General features: G+C 47.9%; 16 protein-coding genes. 13 read left to right on the forward strand and 3 right to left on the reverse strand.

What is annotated here, in order from left to right; translation table 11 throughout:
* Positions 1–143: 143 nt before the first annotated feature.
* Entirely contained in the window at positions 144–1,241 is a 1,098-nt protein-coding gene (locus QUB11_RS09810) for a type IV pilus twitching motility protein PilT (protein WP_333085111.1), read from the reverse strand.
* Between the two features lie 75 nt (positions 1,242–1,316).
* Positions 1,317–3,323 carry a GspE/PulE family protein gene (locus tag QUB11_RS09815; protein ID WP_333203871.1) on the reverse strand — a complete coding sequence of 669 codons (2,007 nt, stop codon included), beginning with the start codon at positions 3,321–3,323 and terminating at the stop codon, positions 1,317–1,319.
* Positions 3,324–4,620: 1,297 nt separating this feature from the next.
* Here QUB11_RS09815 and grpE point away from each other — a divergent pair.
* The 12 genes from grpE to QUB11_RS09875 all read left to right on the forward strand — a co-directional run bounded on the left by grpE (position 4,621) and on the right by QUB11_RS09875 (position 15,346).
* The gene (gene grpE / locus QUB11_RS09820) at positions 4,621–5,415 is read left to right on the forward strand and encodes a nucleotide exchange factor GrpE (protein WP_333203875.1); all 795 of its coding nucleotides are present in this window, start codon (positions 4,621–4,623) and stop codon (positions 5,413–5,415) included.
* 293 nt (positions 5,416–5,708) lie between these two features.
* Entirely contained in the window at positions 5,709–7,874 is a 2,166-nt protein-coding gene (gene dnaK / locus QUB11_RS09825) for a molecular chaperone DnaK (protein ID WP_333203877.1), read from the forward strand.
* Positions 7,875–8,006: 132 nt separating this feature from the next.
* Positions 8,007–9,137 (forward strand): molecular chaperone DnaJ, encoded by a 1,131-nt coding sequence (gene dnaJ, locus QUB11_RS09830; protein ID WP_333056045.1) that lies wholly within the window; start codon positions 8,007–8,009, stop codon positions 9,135–9,137.
* Between the two features lie 427 nt (positions 9,138–9,564).
* Positions 9,565–9,753: a helix-turn-helix domain-containing protein gene (locus QUB11_RS09835; protein ID WP_333203897.1), complete on the forward strand. Its 189-nt coding sequence runs from the start codon at positions 9,565–9,567 to the stop codon at positions 9,751–9,753.
* A gap of 38 nt (positions 9,754–9,791) precedes the next feature.
* Positions 9,792–10,883 carry an RNA-guided endonuclease TnpB family protein gene (locus QUB11_RS09840; protein WP_333203879.1) on the forward strand — a complete coding sequence of 364 codons (1,092 nt, stop codon included), beginning with the start codon at positions 9,792–9,794 and terminating at the stop codon, positions 10,881–10,883.
* A gap of 129 nt (positions 10,884–11,012) precedes the next feature.
* Positions 11,013–11,303, forward strand: coding sequence for a sulfurtransferase TusA family protein (locus tag QUB11_RS09845; protein WP_333203880.1), 291 nt, complete (start codon positions 11,013–11,015; stop codon positions 11,301–11,303).
* Complete coding sequence (rsgA, locus tag QUB11_RS09850) at positions 11,300–12,550, forward strand: ribosome small subunit-dependent GTPase A (protein WP_333203882.1); 1,251 nt, start codon at positions 11,300–11,302, stop codon at positions 12,548–12,550. Before QUB11_RS09845 ends, rsgA begins: the two co-directional genes overlap by 4 nt.
* Positions 12,551–12,791: 241 nt before the next feature.
* Positions 12,792–13,577: a MotA/TolQ/ExbB proton channel family protein gene (locus QUB11_RS09855; RefSeq protein WP_333056048.1), complete on the forward strand. Its 786-nt coding sequence runs from the start codon at positions 12,792–12,794 to the stop codon at positions 13,575–13,577.
* Positions 13,578–13,592: 15 nt separating this feature from the next.
* Positions 13,593–14,321, forward strand: coding sequence for a biopolymer transporter ExbD (locus tag QUB11_RS09860; RefSeq protein WP_333203885.1), 729 nt, complete (start codon positions 13,593–13,595; stop codon positions 14,319–14,321).
* A complete protein-coding gene (locus tag QUB11_RS09865) occupies positions 14,302–14,436 on the forward strand; it encodes a hypothetical protein (protein WP_333203887.1) in 135 nt (44 codons plus the stop codon). Before QUB11_RS09860 ends, QUB11_RS09865 begins: the two co-directional genes overlap by 20 nt.
* Positions 14,437–14,907: 471 nt before the next feature.
* On the forward strand, positions 14,908–15,105 hold the full coding sequence (locus QUB11_RS09870; protein ID WP_006635253.1) for an NblA/ycf18 family protein: 198 nt from the start codon (positions 14,908–14,910) through the stop codon (positions 15,103–15,105).
* 67 nt (positions 15,106–15,172) lie between these two features.
* Positions 15,173–15,346: a hypothetical protein gene (locus QUB11_RS09875; protein WP_333153496.1), complete on the forward strand. Its 174-nt coding sequence runs from the start codon at positions 15,173–15,175 to the stop codon at positions 15,344–15,346.
* 180 nt (positions 15,347–15,526) lie between these two features.
* Here QUB11_RS09875 and QUB11_RS09880 read toward each other — a convergent pair whose 3' ends face one another.
* A complete protein-coding gene (locus QUB11_RS09880) occupies positions 15,527–15,673 on the reverse strand; it encodes a ribbon-helix-helix protein, CopG family (protein WP_333257186.1) in 147 nt (48 codons plus the stop codon).
* A 62-nt stretch (positions 15,674–15,735) separates the two neighbouring features.
* On the opposite strand from QUB11_RS09880, the gene QUB11_RS09885 reads away from it, so the two are divergent.
* On the forward strand, positions 15,736–16,629 hold the full coding sequence (locus tag QUB11_RS09885; protein WP_333203893.1) for a transposase: 894 nt from the start codon (positions 15,736–15,738) through the stop codon (positions 16,627–16,629).
* The last annotated feature ends 214 nt before the right edge of the window (positions 16,630–16,843 follow it).

Genomic DNA, 16,843 nt, shown 5'->3' on the forward strand with positions numbered 1-16,843 from the left:
ACTTAGTTGTCAGTTGTCAGTTGTCAGTTGTCAGTTGTCAGTTGTTAGTTGTTAGTTGTTACCCATAATTAATAACAACGGTCAACGGCCAACTGACAACTGACCAATGACTTATAACTAATGACTAATGACTGCTGACGGAATTAATGAGCTTTTACCGGGGCGCTACCAACAGGTGCCGGGCCGATCAAGCGTTCGAGTTCGTCAGCCTTAGAAGCCTTGGCCATTGCCGATTCCCAAGTGACTTTACCGCTCTTGTAAAGTTCAGCGAGGGCCATTTCCATCGTCCTCATACCCAATTTTGCCCCCATTTGGATTTGGGAGTAAATCATCGGAGTTTTGCCCTCCCGGATCAAGTTAGCCATAGCTGGAGTATTTACCATGATTTCCATAGCGCAGCAGCGGCCGCCCCCAACTTTTATTACCAAATTTTGGCTGCAAATTCCCACCAAAGAGTTAGACACCTGGGCGCGAACTTGGGGTTGTTGAATGGGCGGGAACACGTCCAAAATCCGATCGATCGTTGCAGCAGCCGAATTAGTGTGCAGCGTTCCCATCACCATGTGACCCGTTTCTGCCGCCGAAATTGCCAGACCGATCGTTTCCAAGTCCCGCATTTCCCCCACAAGAATTACATCAGGATCTTCGCGCAAAGCAGCTTTCAGCGCATTAGCAAAGCTCTTAGTATCTTCGCCCTTTTGGCGCTGGTGAAACAAACTCTTGATATTAGGAAACACATATTCGATCGGATCTTCAACTGTTAGAATATGTTCCGCCCGCGTCCGGTTGACCAGATCCAACAACGCCGCCATCGTAGTAGTCTTCCCGGAACCTGTTTGTCCCGTCACCAACAGCATACCCCTGGGTCTTTCCGTCAGATCCCGCAAAATCTGCGGCACGCCTAAAGCATCTGCATTAGGGATCTTAGAAGCCAGAGCCCGCATACAAGCAGCCCAAGCACCCCGCTCCCGGTAGACATTAACGCGAAACCGAGCCAATCCCCGAACACCATAAGCGCAGTCGAGTTCCCACTCCATTTCCAACTGCTTGCGCTGCATATTGTTGAGCATTTGGAAAATCAGGATCTGCACTTCCTCAGCAGACAGAATGTCGCCGTATTGAGTCTGAGGAGTTAGTTTACCGCTGACTCGGAAGAATATAGGCGCGCCCGCTTGGATGTGTATGTCCGAACCCCCTTGCTCTACCAGGGACTCCAGTACGTCTTCAATCATCAGACCCATAGATACCTCTCCTCGATCAAATTGATAGTTATTGACCAATCTAGCTCAGTTAACAGTCAACAGTTAACTGCTGAATCAATCCAAAAAGCGTGGTGTCAAGCAGTACGGACAATCCAGCATCTCCGGCTTCAATTGCGCCTGACAAGTTTTGCAGGTAAGTCCCTGCTTGCTTTTTGCTTTCATTTCAGCCTCCAGCCCAGAGTCTGTAAACGTCACCCGCTCGACTTCTTCAAAAGTAGTCGCGCCTTCCCGCACCAACTGCAAGCTGTAAGCCAACAAGGTTTTCATCCCTTCTTCTACTGCTGCTTCCTTAATTTGCTCTGTGGGAGCTCCTTGAGTGATCAGAGTTTGAAGCCGCTCAGTATTCTTCAGGAATTCGTAAACCCCTACCCGTCCTTTGTAGCCTAGGCCGCCGCACTTCCGACAAAGTTGCTCGCGTTCTGCGAGTTCCTTCCTTTCCTCCAGCGGTATAGTGTTGGCTTTGTAAACAGTGAGATCAATTTCTTTAGAAGGCGACAGACCGTACTTGCCGAGTTCTGCGGCAGTAGGCTGGTAAGGAATGCAGCATTTGTCGCAAACGCGCCGCATCAGACGCTGAGCCAAAACGCCCAACAGAGCGGCCGAAACCATGAACGGTTCTACGCCCATTTCGGCCAAACGGGCGATCGACCCGGCCGCGTCGTTCGTGTGCAGCGTCGTCAGCACCAAGTGTCCCGTCAAAGCAGCTTCCAGAGCCGTTTTTGCCGTTTCCGTGTCCCGCGTTTCCCCCACCAGCATCACGTCAGGGTCTTGCCTCAAAAATGCCCGCAGAATGTTGGAAAAAGTCAAGTCTTTTTCCCGAATTACTTGACATTGGGTAATTCCTGGCAAAGCATATTCGATCGGGTCTTCCGCCGTACTGATATTAACCCCCGGATCGTTCCGTTCCGCCAGAATCGAGTACAGAGTAGTTGACTTGCCCGAACCCGTCGGCCCCGTCACCAAAATCAGTCCGAACGGACGACTAGCACTTTCTCGCACTAAAGCCAGAGTTTCTTCGTCGGAGATTAACAAACCCAAACCCAACTGAGTGCTGGAACTGTCCAAAATCCGCAGCACGATTTTTTCGCCGTACCGCGAAGGTAAGCTGTTCACCCGGAAATCGACCGTGCGTCCCTCAAATACCCGGCGGATGCGGCCGTCTTGAGCTTGTCGGCGTTCGGCAATATCCAGGTTGGCAATAATCTTGAAACGAGCGGTAATCGATGCGACTACCTGTTTGGGAAACCGGAAATACTCTTGCAGCACCCCGTCTTTCCGCATCCGAATCCGCATGAACTCTTCTTGAGGTTCTACGTGGATGTCAGACACCTTTTCCGACAAAGCTTTAGCCAAAATGATATTGACGGCCTTAATTACCGGAGCCGCCTCAGCATCGTCCAAGGTGTTAGCGAGGTCTTCTTGGTCGCTACTCTCCTCTTCTAGCGAGAGCTCGCCAAAATCTCCCTCCCCTAGATCCATCTTTCTCTGCTTTTCGATTTCAGCTTTTTTAGCTTCCCTCTTAACTTGTTCGTCTTGATAGGTAGAAGTTATGTCCTGATAGTCGTCCGGCGTAATCACCCGTCGCTGCAAAGCCAAGCCGTGAGGCTGTAAAATCCGCCGCAAATCTTCTATGGCGTTGAGGTTGTCGGGATCTACCATTGCCACTAAAACCGCCGCCGGCTCAGTTTCAGTCTTCGCTACTGGTAAAAACCGACCTTGGTGACAAATGTCGATCGAAATCTTCAACGCATCGAGCATAACTCCGAGTTGCTCGTTAGACATTTCGCTCATCTCCGGGTCAAATGCTTCAACCCCGTAGACTATCTTCCGTTCAAACATCTGCTGCTTCTTGTAAAGTCGCAGCAATTCTGGAGGCAACGGCTGCCCCGTAAGTGCTTCTAATACCTCCGTCAACCGCTTGCCGGAGTTCCGGCTATCAACTAGAGCTTGCTTCACTTGCTCGCCGTTGACGTAACCCGACTGAATCATCTTGGTGATAGCCGGAGTAAATTGGCTCACAGAAACTATGGATGTGGAGCGCAGCGGGGATGTGCTAGTCATAAAAAACACTCAATAGGTGGGAAACTCAGTCACAAAAAGTGCTGAGAGGAAAACCAACGCGGGGTTTTAACCCCCGTATTCTTTGCTTATGGATCAGCTATCATTTTCTTGCTCAATCCCTATCTCTCAAGTTTAAGCTCGCAGTCCCCTCTAAGCTTCGTCCACAAATTGACGAGACCTTGGAGGGATTTGCCGATGCTTGCAATCAAATCTTGTTCGTTGAGTGCTAAGTTGCTTACTTACCTGATTAACTTGCGGGATACTCTCGTTATAGCGTCAGGGCACATCACTTGGGGGTTCCCCGTACCGGGAGAGAAAAGCGGGGCGGGGTGTGTCCCCTTCCCAGGCTAATTCTATTTTCCCAAATTGTTTGCTCAAATTACAGCGCCCGTGGTGGCGCGGTTAGCTGTACTAAATTAAAGATGAGCTATGTTCTGTGATGATAGCTTTTACGAAAGCCTCGATCGCCCTTTTGAAATATATTTTGATTAATTATCTGCGATCGGTCACTGCCCGATCGTCGGCTGCATGAGCCCCCAGGGCAAATTTTGAGCAACTCTAGTTTTGGGTCAGTAAATATTACTTTGATTCTACCCTAGTGTCCGAACCTTTGTGACCTAAGCTTGACGGTTCAGAAATCTTGGAAATAGGCAAGTTAGATATCAATCTCATCTAAACATGATCGCCTCCGCCAGACAGCTACTGTCTATAATTTGAATGAAAACAAATCTAGACATCAAGCCAGTTCGGCGTTATCGAATCACAAAAACCCTAGTCCCAATTCGCATCAGGATTAACAACCTAGTATCGGAGTTACACAAGCACAGAGCTAACTACTTACTCACTCAATACAAATTCCTCTTTCTCCCGACTTGGGAAACTCAGCAAATGGTGAAAAAAGCCAGCGTCATCTTGCGACTAAAACAGCCTGACCGCTGATAACTTTAAGTCCCTATCGTTTTAAGTAAACCTTGGAACATCCAGACTCATAATAGGGGATTTTTGTAGTAGAGTTAACAGCAAAATAGACTTATAAAAATTGTTGTAAATGCGATCGCGTTAATTAAAAATGAGGAACCAACAAACGTTGGGTTTGCCCCATTAATGCCATAATAATATTATACCTAAATATTTAAACGGGGCTTTGAATATTTTATGGAAAGCTTTGAGCAATGTCTCCAGATCGGGCGAGACTTCCTCTTTTCACATTGTGCCATACACAGTGAATTCGAGTCCTCTAGATTTACCGGGTTAACTGTATCTGCTAGAATTGATAGGGTTCTGTCGCGCAGCTTTTATGATTGACGAGGAAAAACAGCAAGATCAAGATCCTAACTCAACAGGGGAAACCACCCCAGAGGGTTCGCCAATGGCAAGCGAAAATCCGGCGGCATCAGGAAACTCGAACGAATCGGCCGATTGGGAGCTCGAACTTGCTCGAGCTTATCAAAGTGCTCAGGGCGATCGCACCCCAGCAAACGCATCGGGGTCTACCGTCACCGGCAGTTCAACCAACAGTCCGACTGCAGACGCGGCGGAGCCTTGGAAGAAGGAACTGGCCCAGGCCAACGATGAAAAAGAGGCTTTAAAAACTCAGTTGCAAGCCACATCGGCTCAACTAGAAGAACTGAAAAATCAAAATCTCCGCCTAGCAGCAGATTTTGAGAACTTCCGCAGGCGTACCCAAAAGGAAAAAGAAGAGCTAGATTTACAGGCAAGGTGTCTCACGATTAAACCCCTGTTGCCGGTAATTGACAATTTCGAGCGCGCTCGATCGCACATCAAGCCGCAAACCGATGGCGAAATGAACATTCACAAAAGCTACCAAAGCGTTTACAAGCAAATGGTAGACGGCCTCAAGCAAATCGGGGTTTCTCCGATGCGCCCCGAAGGTGAACAGTTTGACCCCAACCTCCACGAAGCTCTGCTGAGCGAGCCAACTGACGAACACGAGGAAGGAACAATTATCCAAGAACTAGAACGCGGCTACATTCTGGGCGATCGCGTCTTGCGGCACGCCAAAGTGAAAGTTGCAGCGGCTGGGCTATCTGTGGTAGCCTCAGATGAAAATCCCGATAGTTCGGAAGGTTAATCGGGATACAAGCTACTGCATTCCTCAAAGTCACTGACCCCCGAATAGAGTTCGGGGGTTCCAAGGTGGCAGACTCACCAACTTCTGAATTAAAGATGACTAAAAGCAGGTCAGCGCTTGATCCAAAAATTCTGAAAAATGTTTTTACCCGTCTTTGATATTGCTTTAGGACATCAAGTTTATTTCCTACAAATCTGGTCTGGTAATGCTTGTTTGAACAAGCTGAGTCGTTTTTCCTCCCCCAACCTGTAGTTGGAGGTTTCCAAACATCCCACAAAGTTTTATGAGGCGCTATGGGAAAAATTATTGGAATTGACTTAGGCACAACTAACAGTTGCGTAGCTGTGTTAGAGGGCGGTAAACCCGTCGTGATCGCCAATTCCGAGGGCGGGCGCACAACTCCGAGTATAGTAGGATTCGGCAAGGCGGGCGATCGCTTAGTAGGTCAACTAGCCAAGCGGCAAGCTGTAACTAATGCTGTAAATACTGTCTACAGTATCAAACGATTTATCGGACGGCGGTGGGACGACACGGAAGAAGAACGAGCGCGGACTCCCTATACCTGCATAAAAGGCAAAGACGATACCGTTAACGTCCAAATTCGGAACAAGGTTCACACTCCCCAAGAAATCTCGGCAATGGTACTCCAAAAGCTCAAGCAAGATGCTGAAGCTTATTTGGGACAAACTGTTACCCAAGCCGTGATTACAGTGCCAGCCTACTTCACAGATGCCCAACGGCAAGCTACTAAAGACGCCGGTACGATCGCGGGGCTAGAAGTCCTGCGGATCGTCAACGAACCGACAGCGGCAGCCCTTTCCTACGGGCTGGACAAGCAAAATATAGAACAGAAAATCTTGGTCTTTGACCTGGGCGGCGGTACTTTCGACGTTTCGATCCTGCAACTGGGAGACGGAATTTTTGAAGTCAACGCTACCTCCGGTAACAACCATCTCGGAGGAGATGACTTTGACGACTGCATAGTCCAGTGGCTGGTAGAAGCTTTCCGCACTCAAGAAGGCAGTGACCTCTCACAAGACAAAATGGCCTTGCAACGCCTCCGAGAAGCTGCCGAAAAAGCAAAAATCGAACTCTCCAACCGGGAATCCACCTCAATCAATTTGCCCTTCATCTCCTCTGACGAAAAAGGGCCGAAGCATTTGGAAATGGAACTCTCCAAAGCTCAGTTTGAAAAACTGGTGGCTCATTTGGTGCAAGCGACGATCGATCCGGTGACTCAAGCCCTCAAAGACGCAAGTTTGACCCCCAAAGACATAGACAGAATTATTTTAGTGGGAGGCTCAACCCGGATTCCGGCAGTTCAAAAGGCAATTAGCAAGTATTTTGGGGGCGTTTCTCCCGATAAATCCGTCAATCCCGACGAAGCTGTAGCCGTAGGCGCGGCAATTCAAGCCGGGGTGTTGGGTGGTGAAGTCAAAGACTTGCTGCTGCTCGATGTGACGCCGCTATCCCTGGGACTCGAAACCTTGGGCGGGGTGTTCACCAAAGTAATAGAGCGCAATACAACTATTCCCACCAGCCGATCGCAAATGTACAGCACGGCGGCAGACGGGCAAACCTCGGTAGAAATTCACGTACTCCAAGGCGAGCGGGCATTGGTTAAAGACAATAAAAGTCTCGGCAAATTCCTGCTCAAAGGCATTCCCCCAGCTCCCCGTGGCGTACCTCAAATTGAAGTTACCTTTGAAATCGATGCCAACGGGATTCTCAAAGTGGCTGCTGAAGACAAGGGAACCGGAAAAGAACAAAGCATCCAAATTTCCAATACAGGGGGATTGAGCGAAACCGAAGTCGAGCGGATGCGACAAGAAGCCGAACTTTACGCCGACGAAGACATCAAGCGCGCTCTACTCGTCGAACTCAAAAATCAAGCTGACTCCCTCGTCTATAATTGTGGTGTAACTTTAAAAACCAACGCGCAACTGCTGAGCGACGACCTCAAGGCCGAAGCGGAAACAGCCGCAGCAGCCTTGCGGGCAGCGATGACGAACCCCGACATCACAATCGAGGAACTCACCCCCGCAATCGAATCTTTCAAGCAACTGCTATACTCGCTGGGGACAGCGGTCTACGACCAAGCCCGCAGCGGGGTAGCCCCGTCAGGAGCTGTTGTGGAAAGCGAGATGATGTCAGAAGTAGAATCATCAGAACCCGAAGAGGTTAAAGCGGACGACGACAGCATTTTGCTGAAAGAAGAGCTGCTGGTGGCGCCGGAACCAAAGCCGGAACCAAAGCCGGAACCAAAGCCGGAACCAAAGCTGGAATCAAAGCCGGAATCAAAGCCGGAGCGACAGTCAAAACGACAGTCAAATCCACAGCCAAGTCCACAGTCAAATCCACAGTCAAATCCACAGTCAAATCCACAGTCAAATCCACAGTCAAAACAAAAACAGAAGGTTCCCGAACCAGAAGTTGATGATATGAATCCTTTCCTTTAAAACTGAAAAGCTAAAAATTAAAAGTTAAAAATTAACAATGAGAATTTTTGATTTTTAATCGGTAATTTCAGGAAAGGTCGCCCGTTTCTTTTTCGTACACTTTTTGTTATTTACCTCCAGGCAAGCAGCTCTATGGCCGGTGATTACTATGAAATATTAGGCGTTTCTCGTAGCGCAGACAAAGAAGAAATTAAGCGTGCTTACCGCCGCCTAGCTCGCAAGTACCATCCAGATGTCAACAAAGAATCCGGTGCCGAGGAGCGGTTTAAAGAAATTAACCGCGCCTACGAGGTACTCTCAGAACCAGAAACCCGGGCTCGTTTCGACCGTTTCGGGGAAGCAGGCGTCAGCGGTGCAGGTGCACCTGGGTTCCAAGACTTTGGTGACAGCTTTGCCGATATTTTTGAAAGCTTCTTTCAGGGCTTTCAGGGAGGCGTCGGTGGGCCACAACAGCAAGGTCGCAGGCGCAGCGGGCCGGTGCGCGGAGACGATTTGCGCCTCGATTTGCGGCTGGATTTTCGAGAAGCAGTGTTTGGTGGGGAAAAAGAACTCCGCATCAAGCATTTAGAAACCTGCGAAACTTGCACCGGGACTGGCGCGAAACCGGGAACCCGACCCCAAACTTGCTCGACTTGTACCGGCAGTGGTCAAGTCCGACGCGCTACCCGCACTCCTTTCGGCAGCTTTACTCAAGTTTCAGTTTGCCCCACTTGCAACGGCACCGGGCAAGTGATTGAGGATAAGTGCGAAACTTGCGGCGGCCGCGGCCAGAAAGAAGTGATGAAAAAGCTGAAAATCACAATTCCGGCTGGGGTTGACAACGGTACTCGCTTGCGGGTTTCCAATGAAGGGGATGCCGGCAAACTGGGCGGGCCACCCGGAGATCTTTACGTGTTCTTGGCGGTGAATGAAGACCCGCTATTTAAGCGCGACGGCACTAACGTTAGCTCGGAAGTTAAGATTAGTTATTTGCAAGCAATTTTGGGGTGCCGGTTGGAAGTGGAAACTGTAGACGGGCCGACAGAATTGTTGATTCCTAGTGGAACTCAGGCAAATACTGTTCTGACTCTGGAGAAAAAAGGGGTGCCTCGGTTGGGAAATCCAGTCAGTCGCGGCGATCATTTGATTACGGTGTCTATTGACATTCCGACTAAGGTGACGGCTGAGGAACGGGAATTGCTGATGCAGCTTGCTAAGCTGAAGGGCGATCGTACCGGTAAAGGCGGCTTGGAAGGATTTCTGGGCAATTTGTTTCAGAAATAAGCAATTTTTGACACCAATTGGTGTCAAATTTTCCTGTTTGAGGATTCCCCGGCAATTTGTTTCAACAGCCGTCAAAATTTTGGGCGCAATTGCCCACAAAAATGGCAGGTGGGACGCTTTCTAGGCATTCGGTTTCAGCAGCGCTCAAAAAAGTGAGCGCAATTGCGCTCATTTTTTTGAGAAAGAATAATAGTCTGTGTCCAATTGGACACAAAATTTTAGATTCTCCAGTTTCCAGGCAACTTGTTTAACTATTCGAGGGGGTCTGGGGGAGCAATAAGTCCCACACCATAATCTTGGATTTGGTGTTGGGATACATGGACGCCCCCAGACCGATTTTATCCGGTCAATCAGGCGTAAAATCGGTAGCAGATGTAGGTTTATAGACCCATAGTTCTGTCTTAGAGTTGACTGTATGACTCTTATCATGAACTACTGCTACCGAATTTATCCCGACGCAAACCAAGAAGAAACGATGCTTCATTGGTTGGAAATTTCTCGCAAGGTTTATAACTACGCTTTGCGAAAAATCAAAGATTGGGTCAATTCGCGTAAATGTAGTTTGGACTATTGTTCGCTGGAGAGAGCAAGACTTAAGTACCAAATAGTTCGCTAAACTTATTCACAGTTAATCGCCATTGAGGAAGTTTTAGTATGTTTGCCGTCAAGCGAGCGCTCAAATTGAATAACCGGGAAGCGACCTTGATGGCAAAACACGCAGGATTCCGGCGCGTAGTATTTAACTTTGGGTTGAATTTACGGACTCAAATGTATGGCGAGGGGAAATTTACAGACTCAAAGATACTCAACGAAGTTAAAAAAGTTCTTACCAACTACGTCAAGAAACAGCCTGAATTCGGCTGGATGAACCAGTTGTCTAGCCGAGTTTATCAAAATGCTTTGATTGATTTGAAAGATGCTTTTAGCCGATATCGCTCTGGAAAAGCAGGTCATCCGAAATTGGCGAGCCGACGAGATGGTCAATCTTTCACTGTTGACTCGTCTAGTGGAAAAGTCCTGCTAATCGCTGGCAACACCATCAAGATTCCTACTTTGGGAACTTTTCGACTTTATGAACCATTAGAATGCGGATTCGTCTCTCAAACTTTTACGATTTCAAAAGAAGGGAGTCGCTGGTTTGTTTCTTTTTGTGTTGATGCCGAACGTTTGCCAGTTCGACAACCTGAGAACTCTGTAGGGATCGATATGGGCATTAAATCTTTTGCCACGCTGTCAACTCAGCAGGTCTTTGATGCGCCAAAACCATTAAAGCAAGCGAAAACCAAACTTCCTAAATTGCAACGCAAAGCATCAAAACAGGTAAAAGGTTCCCAAAACCAGCGCAAAACCTACAATAAAATTAGTCGGCTTCATGCGCGGATAGCTCGTATTCGCTTAGATTTCCTTCACAAGCTAACAACTTATTTAGCCCAAACGTTCAAACTAATCAAGATTGAAAGCTTGAACGTTCGGGGGATGATGGCGAATCACAAGTTAGCTGGAGCAATATCAGATCTAGGGTTTTACGAATTCAAACGTCAACTCGATTACAAGTGCCAAATGTATGGAGCTAGTCTAGTGTTGGTAGACCAATGGTTTCCCAGCTCTAAAACCTGTTCTAATTGTGGCAGTAAAAAAGATATGCCACTAAGTCTTCGGATTTTTGACTGTCCAGTTTGTGGCATATCTTTAGATCGTGATTTGAATGCCAGTTTGAATATTTTAAACTGGGAACCCTCGGCGTGAGGGGGATAGCCTACTTATCTTGGGATTAGCCGTCTACCCAACAGCGTAGGAAGTAAACTCGAAATTGTGTCTAAAGATGGCTTTAGAAAAGTTTAGGTAAGTTTTATGAAGCAGATTGCCAAAAACATTATGAATTCAACATCGAAAATTGAAAGTCCCAAATCCCCAGATGCCAAAATCGATCTGCGTGGGACTCCGTGTCCTCTGAATTTTGTCCGCACTAAACTGCGCTTGGAGCAAATGGCACCGGGCTCAGTTTTGGAAGTGTGGCTGGATGCTGGGGAGCCGATCGAACAAGTGCCCGATAGTCTCAAAATGGAAGGCTACCAGATTCTCGAAACGGAATTTGTCGCGGATGAGCCGGAGTCGGGCTATTTTTCAATGAAAGTGCAGCGCCCAGAAGACAAGGAAGCAGGATGAGCCTGAATTCACCCTCGATCGTGGGTACTGTAATTGCTGTTCAGGCTAACTTCTACCAAGTGAGGTTAGATCCCGAAGTCTCCATTGACGGGAAAAAGGCTCCCCTCGCTGATTCTCCGACTCTCCTGTGCACTCGTCGCACTCGACTGAAAAAAATTGGCCAACAGGTGATGGTGGGCGATCGCGTGGTGGTAGACGAACCGGACTGGACTGACCGCCGGGGAGCAATTTCTGAAGTATTCCCCCGCCAAACAGAACTCAACCGCCCACCTGTAGCTAATGCCGATCGCATTCTCCTCGTTTTTGCCCTTGCTGAACCCGACTTAGATCCCGCATCATTAACTCGGTTTTTAGTGAAGGCAGAATCTACAGGTTTAGAGGTGAGTTTGTGCCTGAACAAATGCGATTTGGTCACGCCCCAGGAGTTGGAACAGTGGCGCGATCGGCTTTCAGGCTGGGGCTACGAACCAATGTTTATTAGCGTCCGCAGCGGTTTAGGAGTTCAGGAATCCCCCGCTAATCGTAAAAATGAAGTTTCTGCATCGGAACCAGCTTTCCATGACTTAGTGGAGAAAATAGAACCATCTATGCTGAGTTCTGAGGATAACCCCCAATTGCCAAATTCGGTCAATCCGTTACATCCGTTAAAGCCCGTACATAGCCCGTTGCCGAACTTCCTTCTGAGCCATTTGCAAGGAAAAATAACGGTAATTTGTGGCCCTTCTGGGGTTGGCAAGTCCAGCTTAATCAACCAACTGATCCCGGCCCTGAATCTGCGAGTGAACGCTGTTTCCGGCAAACTCGGCCGCGGGCGCCATACGACTCGCCACGTCGAACTATTTGAACTCCCCGGCGGCGGACTTTTGGCCGATACTCCGGGCTTTAATCAGCCGGCTCTCGAATGCGATCCCTCAGAGTTGGCGGAATATTTCCCAGAAGCGCGCCAGAGGCTGGCTTTGGGTAGCTGCCAGTTTAGCGACTGTTCGCACCGAGACGAGCCTAACTGTGTGGTGCGGGGCGGTTGGGAGCGCTATGAGTATTACTTGCAGTTTCTCGAAGAGGCGATCGTCCGCCAACAAGCTCTGCAAAACTCCAGCAGCGCCGAGGCAAGTTTGAAGCAGCAAACCAAGTCGGATGGTACGCAGCATTACGAACCGAAGCTGCAAACTAAAAAATATCGTCGCTCTTCCCGCCGCGTTCAACACCAGTCACTCCAAGATATGTGTCAAGACTTAGAGGAATTGTGAGGAAGTCGCCGCCCATCGCCCGTAGGCACTAGACAACAGTACCAAGACTTACCCAGAAACCGGGTTTCCTCGATAAAAATACTTCGTTGCACCCCGATGCCCCCTTCGCAAAACCGTCTTTCTTTAGTGGCGAGTGCGTAAGTCCTGAGTACATTAATAGCTAAAATTAAATGGCCTTAGATTTGTTAAAAAAAGTAGAACAGAAGCAAAAGTTAGCGGGTACTGCAGGAGCAAAAATATTGTGAATATTCAAGAACTGTTTCAAAAAGGCGGCCCCGCCATGTGGCCCCTGTTGCTGTTATCGATTTTATCTTTGAGTACAATTATCGAGCGCTTGTGGTTTTGGGCAAGCCTCCTGAGCAAAGAAAAGCAGATAGTTAACCGCATTCTGGAAGCGGCTCGCAGCGATTGGGGGGCGGCTAACGAGATTGCCAGACAAGCTAACCGACAGCCGATCGGGCGATTTCTTTCTGCACCCCTGCGGCTCTACAATCCCGAACCAGATTTGTTTCGACTCGCACTCGAAGCTGCAGCCGATGAAGAGTTGGCTTCGATGCGTCGCGGTGACAAAATCTTAGAAGCTACGATCGCTCTGGCGCCTTTGCTGGGCTTGCTGGGAACAGTTTTGGGCTTGATTAACTCGCTCAGTTCCATCCGTCTGGGCGACATCGGCACGGCGGCAACAACTGGCGTAACTTTGGGGATTAGCGAGGCGCTGATCACGACTGCTACTGGGATGGTAGTAGCAATTTTTACCTTGGTGTTTTACCGCATATTTCAAGCTTTTTTGTTCAACCAGGCAAAAATATTTCGCAAAGCTGGAAATGAACTCGAATTGCTTTACAGACAATACTGGCCTGCTGCTAATGCTAAGGGTCGAGCGCCCGGTGCCGAATACAGCAATTCTTCCTTTGGTTCCGATGGTTTGAACAGGCGTTCTCTCAATTCTCAAGAACCGGGAGAACGGAATCGGGAGCCGAAATTGAAAGGTTCCGATCCGGCTGAAGATTCACCTTCTAATAATTAGAACCAAGGAGAACTGATGAAGATTAATCTAGATACTCCTGCTGAAGAGGCTCGGATTGAGCTGGTGCCTTTAATTGACGTGATCTTTTGCATTCTGACGTTTTTTCTGCTGGCGGCTTTGCAACTGACTCGGCAGCAAGCCATTAATGTGGATTTGCCTAAAGCGAAGACTGGACAAACGCAGATGCGAGAGATGCTGATTGTCAGCATTGACGATTTCGGGCAAACTTATATCGACCAATTGCCTGTTAATTACCAACAGCTAGATCGAGTTTTAAAGAGTTTCCAAAGCCAAAATCCTACGGGGTTGATGGTGCTGTACGCTCCTCAAAATGCGAGATATGCCAAAGTTGTCGAGGTTTTAGACAAATTGAGAGAGGTAGGGGGCGATAGAGTTGCCCTGGCAACTCTTCCTAGTTCGGCTCCCTCCCCATTGCCCAATACCTCGCTTCCCAATTCTGGCATTCCTGCAGCACCTGCGATCGGCAATTCCGGTCAACCCCTGCCGTCTCCTGTGCCTCCGGGGCAGCAACAGTTCAACCCCAATCAGTTTCAATCCCCTCTCCCGGCTCCTGGGCAGCAGCAGTTCAATCCCAATCAGTTTCAATCTCCTCTCCCGGCTCCACAGCAGCCTAGTAACTTTGGGGCAAATCAGGGCCTTCCTCCTGTTTCGCCTGCACCCGCTGCTCCCAATGTCAGACCCGAAATCGCCACTCCACCGCAGGATGGCGGGCCGTCGAATTAGTCAGAAGGAAGAAGGTTCGGCAACGGATTGTGTAACGGATGTAACGGATGTAACGGATGTCAGTCCGATGTCCGTCGGAAGAAGGGAGAAGGAAGAAGGGAGAACAGAGAAATAGAAATTTTCCCAATCTCCTCATCTCCCGCTCTCCCGCTCTTCCGCTCTCCTCATCTCCCCCTCTCCTCATCTCCTCATCTTTCAATCTCCCCCTTTCCCCATCTCCTCATCTCCCCCTCTCCCCCTCTTCCGCTCTCCCCCTCGCGGAGATTCTCACCGCCGGATTTGGTATAAAGGGCTTCAATTCTTTTGGTTCGTACTGAGCCTTTTTTCTCTTGACAAGTAGATAGACTTGTATATGCCTGCGGAAGGAACTTTTGCAGGCATCTCGCCATCTCTATCCCTAAGTAAGTTATTTCCTAGGACAGATGGTAATTTTGTCAAATAATTGTTACCTTTTGTAATATATACTCAAGCCAGATGGGCAATCGGGTATCCCGAAACCAACGGTCGATCGCTGAAACAACTTACAAATCTGGTTAATCCAGGTGTTCAGTTTTAAGTCACCTTTACTTACAGAGGAGTCAAAGTCATGAGCCAACCAGCAGAATTGTCTTTGGAACAGCAATTTAGCCTGTGTTCATTCAAAACACAGGTAAGTGACATGAGCCGTGAACAAGCTCAGGAGTTTTTGGTCAAGCTTTACGAGCAAATGATGCTACGAGAAACCATGTACCGCCATTTTCTGAAACACCACTGGGGTTTAGAACCTAACCCAGGCGTTGAGTAACCAAGAGTCGCAGTCGGCGACCTCCGTCTCTTACTCTCTTCCCTCAGGCGGAAAGGAGTTGGGGGTGATGGGGCGTCACTCGAAGGCAGAAGGTAGAAGGCATCTGTACAGACGTGAGGAAAATTTGACAATTCCTTTGTGGATTTCACTGAATGTGGAAGTCGAGGTAAGCAGTTTGTCGATCGACACCACCGGAAAGCGCAAAGATAATTTATCGCGCCTAGACTCGAAAATTGGATAACTATTAATAATAAGTAAGGGTTAATTTTTTAACCAATTAAAGTTTTTAAAAAATTAAATATATTTGTGTGTAGTTGCAGCGGATGAGGTTTGACAACAATGGGGCTAGTCGGACATCTGAGCGCGACCTCCGACTAGCAAAACCTTCAATTTTCACCAAAATAGTGGGTCTGAAGCCCCGTCATAAGCTTGACGGCTTTTCTTCTTTGAGTTTATCAATCCAGTCCTCAATCATTTGCGTCATCGTCTTTTCTCGTTGTGCAGCAATTCGTCTCAGCTTTTCAATGCGGTTTTTAGAGACTCGAATACTTAACCGATTTTCTTTCATGATTGGGTACACAATGGACGCACTTTATGTGATCATGAATTGAGGTTAAAACGCTTTGCAGTATGAAGTCTAGATACCAGTATCGTTTCTATCCAACCGACCAACAGCGACAGAGTTTAGCTCAGTTGTTTGGATGCGTTCGTGTTGTATGGAATGATGCTCTGGCTACCTGCAAGCAAGCCGAAAAGTTACCCAGGAATGGGCAATTACAAAAACTCGTCATCACCCAAGCTAAGAAAAATCAAGAAAGGGAATGGTTGAATGATGTTTCTGTAGTCCCCTTACAACAGTCCGTGGCGGATCTAGGTGTTGCCTATCAAAACTTCTTTGACTCTCTCAAAGGGAAGCGAAAAGGGAGAAAGGTAGGTGCGCCGCGATTCAAAAAGAAAACGAGTCGGCAATCAGCGCGGTTTACACAGCGTGGATTCTCCATCAAAGGTGATGAAATTTATCTGGCCAAGATTGGAAATGTTAAACCTATTTGGACAAGAGACTTACCTTCTGAACCTACCTCGGTAACTGTTATCAAAGATTGTGGAGGTCGTTACTTCCTTAGTTTTGTAGTGGAGATTGTCCCCTCTAACTTGAAAGCAATTAATCCATCTATTGGCATTGATCTGGGAATTAAAACCTTTGCTGTCTTGAGTACAGGTGAAAAGATTGTAAGTCCCAGCTATTCCAGGTTGGACAAGCGGATTCGTCGCAAACAGCGCCAACTTGCACGTCAATCCAAAGACTCAAAACGGAGAGAGAAAACGCGCCTACAAATTGCGAAGTTGCACAACCAAGTCTCGGACACTCGCAAGGATTTCTTGCACAAACTATCAACCCGTGTAGTGAAGGAAAATCAAGTGATCGCACTGGAAGATTTAAATGTGTCGGGATTGGTTAAAAATCGCCAACTAGCTAGGGCTTGCTGGATAAGTGCAGAAAGGTTACAGAGCCTGGTTATGTGATCGCGCGATCGAAAAAAGTGTGCAAGATAAACAGGTAGGTAGTAATAAATATGTAGTGAAGTTTAATTACAGTAATTGAATACATAGGATAATTTTATAAATAACACAATCAAAATTTTTGATTTTAATATTTCTTTACGCGCTCGAATGTAGATTTAGTTACACTTATGCTATCATAAGTAACTATTGCTGGAATCCTTGATATCTGCCAACA

Origin of the sequence: Microcoleus sp. B6-A1, assembly GCF_036705085.1 — a bacterium.
GTDB lineage: Bacteria > Cyanobacteriota > Cyanobacteriia > Cyanobacteriales > Microcoleaceae > Microcoleus.